The sequence below is a fragment of the Bradyrhizobium manausense genome (assembly GCF_001440035.1).
GTDB lineage: Bacteria > Pseudomonadota > Alphaproteobacteria > Rhizobiales > Xanthobacteraceae > Bradyrhizobium > Bradyrhizobium manausense.
Genome location: NZ_LJYG01000045.1, coordinates 89,055 through 96,276 on the forward strand (window position 1 = coordinate 89,055; position 7,222 = coordinate 96,276).

6 protein-coding genes are annotated in these 7,222 nt (G+C 64.0%); 3 read left to right on the top strand and 3 right to left on the bottom strand.

The features are described from left to right. Positions 1-60 precede the first annotated feature (60 nt). A complete protein-coding gene (locus AOQ71_RS10735) occupies positions 61-1,284 on the top strand; it encodes a serine hydrolase domain-containing protein (protein WP_057745650.1) in 1,224 nt (407 codons plus the stop codon). Positions 1,285-1,446: 162 nt separating this feature from the next. Here the strand turns inward: AOQ71_RS10735 and AOQ71_RS10740 are convergent, their stop codons facing one another. Both AOQ71_RS10740 and AOQ71_RS10745 read right to left on the bottom strand, forming a co-directional pair. Next, complete coding sequence (locus AOQ71_RS10740; protein ID WP_057745653.1) at positions 1,447-2,214, bottom strand: SDR family NAD(P)-dependent oxidoreductase; 768 nt, start codon at positions 2,212-2,214, stop codon at positions 1,447-1,449. Positions 2,215-2,328: 114 nt separating this feature from the next. After that, entirely contained in the window at positions 2,329-3,027 is a 699-nt protein-coding gene (locus AOQ71_RS10745; protein WP_057745656.1) for a histidine phosphatase family protein, read from the bottom strand. Positions 3,028-3,160: 133 nt separating this feature from the next. Here AOQ71_RS10745 and AOQ71_RS10750 point away from each other — a divergent pair, with 133 nt between their 5' ends. Continuing rightward, positions 3,161-3,946, top strand: a complete 786-nt coding sequence (locus AOQ71_RS10750; protein ID WP_057745659.1) for an SDR family NAD(P)-dependent oxidoreductase — start codon at positions 3,161-3,163, stop codon at positions 3,944-3,946. 1,230 nt (positions 3,947-5,176) lie between these two features. Then, positions 5,177-6,364, top strand: a complete 1,188-nt coding sequence (argE, locus tag AOQ71_RS10755) for an acetylornithine deacetylase (protein WP_057745663.1) — start codon at positions 5,177-5,179, stop codon at positions 6,362-6,364. 116 nt (positions 6,365-6,480) lie between these two features. Here the strand turns inward: argE and AOQ71_RS10760 are convergent, their stop codons facing one another. Next, the gene (locus AOQ71_RS10760) at positions 6,481-7,107 is read right to left on the bottom strand and encodes a LysE family translocator (RefSeq protein WP_057745667.1); all 627 of its coding nucleotides are present in this window, start codon (positions 7,105-7,107) and stop codon (positions 6,481-6,483) included. Positions 7,108-7,222 lie beyond the last annotated feature (115 nt).

Here is a 7,222-nt window from a genome sequence, read left to right on the forward strand (position 1 = left end):
GTGCCGCTTCTGGGTCAGTGTTGCGCCCGAACGACAAGAACAACACACCCGGGAGCCCCCATGAACGCCCATGCCGCCACGACAGCCGCCTCTGCAGCCCGGACACCGAGCCTGCCGGAGGCCCGCCCCGAAACCCTCGGCCTGTCGCGGCCCCGCCTGCAGGCGATGTCGGATGCGTTCAAGCGCGAGATCGACAAGGGAACCATCCCCGGCGTGACCGTTCTGGTCGCCCGGGGCGGCCAGGTCGGCTGGTTCGAGGCGCTGGGCAAGCAGAGCCCAACGGCGCCGGCGCCGATGGCGCTTGATTCGATCTTCCGGATCTTCTCGATGACCAAGCCGATCGTTTCGGTCGGCGTCATGGCGCTGGTCGAGGACGGCCACCTCCTGCTCGGCGATCCCGTCGCCAAGTTCATTCCGGAATTCGCGAACCAGAAGGTCGGCGTCGTCAGCGGCGGCAAGTTGGAACTGGTTGCGCCAAAGCGGCCGATGACGGTGCAGGACCTGCTCCGCCACACCTCGGGTCTCACTTACGAGCACCAGGGCGACGGCCCCGTGCACAAGCTCTATCAGGAATCCCGCGTCCGCAGCCGCAAGATCACCAATGCGGAGCACGCCGCACTGGTGGCGAGCTTCCCGCTGGTCTGCCATCCTGGCGACGAATTCAACTACAGCCGCTCCACCGATATCCTCGGCCGCATCATCGAGGTCGTCACCGGCAAATCGCTCGGCGCATTCCTGTCGGAGCGTATCCTTGCGCCCTTGCAGATGAGCGAGACCGGCTTCTCGACCTCCGAGGCCAATGCCGGCAGGCTCGCCCAGCCGTTCGAAGCCGACCCATGGACCGGCGACAAGGTCGCGCTGTTCAACATGCTCGAGCAGCCGGTGATGGAGTCCGGCGGCGGCGGTCTGGTCTCGACCACGATGGATTACGCCCGCTTCGCACTGATGCTGCGCAATGGCGGCACCCTCGACGGCGTCAGGATCATCGGTCGCAAGACCTTGGAACTGATGGCCGCGGATCACCTCGGACCTCACATCCAGACCAACGGCACGCTGCTCGCGCCCGGCCATGGTTTTGGCCTCGGCTTCGCCGTGCGCCGCGAAGCTGGTATCGCCCCCTTCCCCGGCAGCGTCGGCCAGTACTCCTGGAGCGGCATCGCCGGAACGTTCTTCTGGATCGATCCGAAGGAGGACCTGATCACGGTGTTCATGAGCCAGGGCCCGGGACAGCGTGATTTGACGAGGACCTTGGCGCGGAACCTGGTTTACGCGGCGGTGGATTGAGGTCGCCCTGTCGCGCGGCCTCTCGCGACACCGCATCCACACACTCACTGTCATGCCCCGGCTTGACCGGGGCATCCNGCCGCGGCGAAAGTTCGTGCCCACAACGTCCGCCGCGGAGTACTGGATCGCCCGCCTTCGCGGGCGATGACACCTGTTGTTGTCTCAACTAATCGTCGCGCCGCCGTCGATCACCATGGTCTGGCCGGTCATGAAGTCGCCGGCCTTCGAACCCAGGAACACGGCTGCACCCGCGATCTCGTCGGGAATGCCGATGCGCAAGAGCGGCGAGCGCGAGGTCGACGCTTTCAAATTCTCCGGATTGTCCCACAGCGCCTTGGCAAAATCGGTCTTGATCAGGCCGGGCGCGATGCAGTTCACGCGGATGTTGTGCTTGCCGTATTCGCAAGCGAGGTTGCGCGCGAGCTGCATGTCGGCGGCCTTCGAGATCGCGTAGGCGCCGAGAATGGTCGAGCCTTTCAATCCGCCGATCGAGGAGACGATGATGACCGAGCCGTCCTTGCGCTCGATCATCTGCGGCACCACCATCGAGATCAGCCAGTTGTTGGCGACGATGTTGTTGTCGAGAATCTTGCGGAACTGATCGTCGGAAATGCCGGCGAGCGGGCCGTAATACGGGTTCGACGCGGCGTTGCAGACCAGCACGTCGATCTTGCCGAAGGCGCGGTTGCTCTCGTCGACGAGGTTTTGCAGATTCTCTTTCGAGGAGATGTTGGCGGCGATCGCGACGGCGGTGCCCTTGCCGTACTTCTCGTTGATGTCCTTGGCGACCTGCTCGCAGACGTCAGCCTTGCGCGAGGAGATCACGACCTTGGCGCCGTGCTCGGCCATGCGCTCGGCGATCGCAAGCCCGATGCCGCGCGTCGAGCCGGTGATGACGGCAACTTTACCCTTCATGTCGAACAAGGTCATGCTTTCCTCCCAGATTGATCTTCAATGTCATTCCGGGACGATGCGAAGCATCGAACCCGGAATCTCGAGATTCCGGGGTTCGGCTGTTCGAGCCGCCCCGGAATGACTGCGAACTCACGCGAGCTTCTTGACTTCCGGCCCCGCCGGCTGATGCATCTCGGCATGGGCATCGTCGGCGATCCAGGGTTGCTGGTTCACCATCGGCAGCCGCCAGACCGAGCGCCCGGGGCTGGCGAAATAATCGAGCCGCGTGATCGAGACGTTGTCGATGTCGAAGGACAGCGCCCGCTCGACCTGGCCGTCGAGCGCAAGGCCGATCGCCGCCTTGATGGTGCCGCCATGCGCGACCGCGATCACGTCCCGTCCAGCCGCCTCATTGTTGATCCGATCGATGGTCCGGCGCGTCCTGATATAGAGGTCCATAAAGCTCTCGCCGCCGGGTGCGGGCTCGTTGATGTCGGCAAACCAGTTCGAGCCGACGGGACGGCTCGCGATGAAAGCGGCGCGGTTCATGCCCTGCCAGCGGCCGAGATTCTGCTCGGCGAGGTCCGCCTCCCATGTCATCGATTCAGGCTTTGGATAGCCCGCCGCCCAGATCGCCTCCGCGGTCTGATGCGTGCGCATCAGATTGCTCGAATACCAGACCGCCTGGCGTGGCAGCACCTTGGCAACGGCATTGAAGACGTAGGTATCGCTGGTATCGCAGGCGATGTCGCTCTGCCCGTAGATGTTGCCGCCGTCGTTGCGCACCGGCGCATGCCGGACCCACCACCATCGCGTGATGACCACATCAGGCTTGTCTTCGGCTGCCATCGAAACCCTTCCATCCTGTCTCATGTCGCTGTACGTGAGGTGTGAACCTGTCTCAAGACACTTTACTGTTTGAAATCTTGTTTGAAATTCCGTCGCGCGGCAAGCGTCGCGTGCCAAGCAAAGGGAGAAACGCATGGGCCGCCTGCAAGGCAAATCCGTCATCATCACCGGCGCCGGCAGCGGCATCGGCCGCGCGGCTTCGCTGCTGTTCACCAGAGAAGGCGCCAAGCTGATCGCGGTCGATCGCAACGAGGCGGTGAAAGAGACCGTCGACGAGGTGAAGAAGGCCGGCGGCGTTGCGGAAGCCATGATCGCCGACGCGGGCTCCGAGAAGGATGTCATTGATGTCATCGACAAGGCCGTAACGAGGCATGGAAGGCTCGACGTGATCTGGGCCAATGCCGGCGTCTCCGGCGGGCTCGTTCCGCTCGGCGAGCAGACCGTCGAGCATTGGCAGGAGGTGCTGCGCGTCAATCTGATCGGGCCGTTCCTCGCGGTGAAGCATGCGATGCCGCATATGGTGAGGCAGCAATCCGGCGCGATCGTGCTCACGGCGTCGGTGGCGGGCCTCAAGGCCGGCGCCAGCGGACATCCCTATGCCGCGAGCAAGGCCGGCGTCATCTCGCTGGTGCAGACCACGGCCTATTCGCTCTCCGGCACCGGCGTGCGCATCAATGCGGTCTGCCCCGGCCTGATCGAAACCGGCATGACCAAGCCGATCTTCGACCGCGCCAAGGAGCGCGGCACCCATGACAAGATCGGCCAGCTCAATCCGCTGAAGCGTGCCGGCCAGCCGCACGAGCTCGCGGCGATGGGATTGTTCCTGGCGAGCGATGAAGCGTCCTATGTCAACGGCCAGGCCTTCCCGGTGGACGGTGGTCTCACGGCGTCGATGCCGTATACGGGCAAGCCGGTTTAGTCCGGGTCTCGCGTCCCGGACGCGCTGCAGCGTTCTTACGCTGTTGCGCAGAGCCGGGACCCAGCAGGCTTCAGGGCTCGCTGAGAGATGGGCCCCGGCTCTGCAGCGCACCGCACCGGACGATGCTGCGCATCGCCGGGTACGCTGCGCTGCGTCCGGGGCAGGAGAGCGAAGTTTGGTGCGAATCTCTCTCGACACCGTCATTGCGAGCGCAGCGAAGCAATCCAGAGTTTTTCCGCGATGACGCTGTACCATCCGTCATCCTGAGGTGCGAGTGGCGCAGTGCATTGGCACTGCGCCGGGAGCCTCGAAGGATGAACGGCCGAGATGCAGCCGGGCCGTCGCCCTTCGAGGCTCGCCGAAGAGGCGAGCACCTCAGGGTGTCGGCGATGGGTAAGCGCCCGCCGCAGCATTCGCTCAGACACAGCTTCGCATCCTCGCGGCTCATCTCGCCCGAGCTTTGCTCTGCAACGTCACCCTCAAATGAAAGAGGGCGCAGGGAAGACCGGGTGCCCGACCGGCACCCACGGTCCACTGTGCGATAGGTTGCGCTACAAGAGGCTGCACAGCGGCATACAGGTGAAGCCGAAACATCCGGCCTTCCCTGCGCAGTGGTTTGACGGCTTATGTCGTGATCTCCCCGGGGAGCGATGCACTATTGCCCCCGTCGTCTCGCAGATGACTGATGCGAGGACCCGGTTGGGCCACACGCATCACCACGAGCCTTGGCGCACAGGCTCCGGGCGCCAGGACCACACGATTTTGCCGTACGCGAGATCACACCGGTCGTTTGCGCGACGTTCTGCTCACGGTTGCCCGCCCTGCAAAGCCTGATCGCGCCGATGTGGCCTGCGCCCACCGCCGTCCGGCCCGCGTCGTGACGATCGCGATACGCCCCTCTTCCATGGGCCGGGTTGCGCGATACATACGATATTTCCGAAGTTCGGTAAAGTGGAATATATTTGCCGGCGGTGCTTGCCCTACGCCTCGTGTGTTTTGCCCGACGGGCAACGCAAGGTTTGGTGGTTCTCCTTCGTCATTCCGGGGCGCGGCGAAGGCGCGAACCCGGAATCCATTTCACCGCGCGTGACTCGGCGCAATGGATTCCGGGCTCGATGCTGCGCATCGCCCCGGAATGACGATTGCGAGTTGATTTGCTCGCCGAGCCGTCCCATTGGTATGGTTCATGCAGGCAATCTCAGCCTCTGCAATCTCCGACAAGAATAGACAATGCCCAATCCGATCTTCCCGAGCTCACGCCCCGACCGTATCCGCCAACTCCTTGCCGAGCTTGTTGCCTTCGACACGATCAGCGACCGCACCAACTTGCCTTTGATCGCCCATATCGAAAGCTATCTGGCCTTCCTCGGCGTCAAGGGCGAGCGCATCACCGACGTTACGGGACAAAAGGCCTCGCTTTGGGTCACGATCGGACCGGAGGATAAGCCCGGTCTCGTGCTGTCAGGGCACACCGACGTCGTACCCGTCGTCGGCCAGGACTGGAGCCATGATCCGTTCAAGCTGGTCGAGCGCGACGGCAAGCTCTTCGGGCGCGGCACCACCGACATGAAGGGCTTTGTCGCGGTGTGCCTCGCCATGGTGCCGGAGATGCTGGAGGCGAAGCTGACGACGCCGATCAATCTTGCGATCTCCTATGACGAGGAGATCGGGTGCGTCGGGGTGCGGCCGATGCTTGCCGAGGTCGCGAAAAAGAAAGTGAGGCCGCTCGGCGCCTTCATCGGCGAGCCGACCGAGATGAAGGTCATCATCGGCCACAAGGGCAAGCACGGCGTGCGCGCAACGTTCCACGGCCTCGCCCGCCATTCGTCGATCGCGCCCGACGGCGTCAACGCGATCGAATATGCCGCCGACCTGATCACCGAGATCCGCCGCCGCGCGGTGACGCTCGCCGGCGAAGCCGAGCGCAACAGCCTCTACGACGTGCCGCACTCGACGCTGCTGACCAGCATCGTGCATGGCGGCGCGGCGCTGAACATCGTGCCCGATACCTGCACAGTCGATTTCGAATGCCGCGGCATCGGCATCACCGAATCCAAGGAGGTGACGGATGCGATCATCGCCTGGGCCAAAGCCGAGCTCGAGCCCGCGATGAAGGCGCGACATTCGGACTGCGGCATCGATTTCGAGGAGATCCTCGACTACCCCGCGCTCGACACCAGGGCGGATGCGGCCATCGTCACGCTGGCCAAGAGCCTTGCGGGGCGCAACGACCATGCCAAGGTCGCGTTCGGTACTGAAGCCAGTTTGTTCGCCAGCATGGCCGATATTCCGTCTGTGGTGATCGGACCGGGCTCGATTGCACAGGCGCATACGCCGGATGAGTTCATCGCGATGGCCGAGCTGGAAAAGTGCGCGAGCTTTGTGGAGAGACTGATCGCGCATTGCGCGAACAATTGAAAACGTAGGGCGGATTAGCGCAGCGTAATCCGCTATTCTCTCCGCTCTCAGCACTGTGGCGGATTACGCTGCGCTAATCCGCCCTACGGGTCCGGCCTCAGAGTCAGCGCTGCCCCTCATCGCTCCTGCAACGCCAGTCGCACGCCGACGGCACAGTAGATGGTCCCGACCACCTTGCCCTGCCACTTCACCACGGCAGGGTGGCGGCGCAGGAGATTGCCGAGCCGGCCGGCGCCGAGGGCGAATACGACGGTGCTGACCAGGCCAAGCAGCACGAAGACAATGCCCAGGATCGCAAGCTGAAGTCCGATCGAACCGTGCTCCGGCCGCACGAATTGCGGCAGGAAGGCAAGGAAGAACAGCGCGGTCTTGGGGTTGAGCACCTCGGTCAGCACGGCCTGGCGAAAGGCGCGGCCCGCGCCGATCGCGGGCACGCCGCCGTTCAGCTCGATCGGCGCCTTGTCGAGCATGGCGCGAATGCCGAGATAGATCAGGAATGCGGCGCCCGCATATTTAACGATGCTGAACAGCAGCGCCGAGGTCGCGATGATCGCCGAGAGGCCGACGATGGCCATGCTGGTGTGGATCAGGTCACCGGCGGCAATCCCGGCGCCGGTCGCGATGCCGGCCTTTGTGCCGGAGCTTGCGGCGCGCGCCATGGTAAGCAGCGTCGCCGGGCCCGGGATGAAGACGAAGCCGAGAACGATGAGGACGTAGGTGATGAGAGTAGCGTGGTCGATCATGCGGCGGGCTCCGGGGGCGGATCAGTGCAGAGGAGATATGATGGATGTCGGGGTGTCAAATCCGCCCTACGCACCAGTGCGGATAGGGCGTCTCGCAATTCGCCTCCGCGTCATT

What these genes read in the sequence shown, in the direction of transcription:
- AOQ71_RS10735 (WP_057745650.1), top strand. Translation starts at nt 61, where the DNA reads ATGAACGCCCATGCCGCCACGACAGCCGCCTCTGCAGCCCGGACACCG.
- AOQ71_RS10740 (WP_057745653.1), bottom strand. Translation starts at nt 2,214, where the DNA reads ATGACCTTGTTCGACATGAAGGGTAAAGTTGCCGTCATCACCGGCTCG.
- AOQ71_RS10745 (WP_057745656.1), bottom strand. Translation starts at nt 3,027, where the DNA reads ATGGCAGCCGAAGACAAGCCTGATGTGGTCATCACGCGATGGTGGTGG.
- AOQ71_RS10750 (WP_057745659.1), top strand. Translation starts at nt 3,161, where the DNA reads ATGGGCCGCCTGCAAGGCAAATCCGTCATCATCACCGGCGCCGGCAGC.
- argE (WP_057745663.1), top strand. Translation starts at nt 5,177, where the DNA reads ATGCCCAATCCGATCTTCCCGAGCTCACGCCCCGACCGTATCCGCCAA.
- AOQ71_RS10760 (WP_057745667.1), bottom strand. Translation starts at nt 7,107, where the DNA reads ATGATCGACCACGCTACTCTCATCACCTACGTCCTCATCGTTCTCGGC.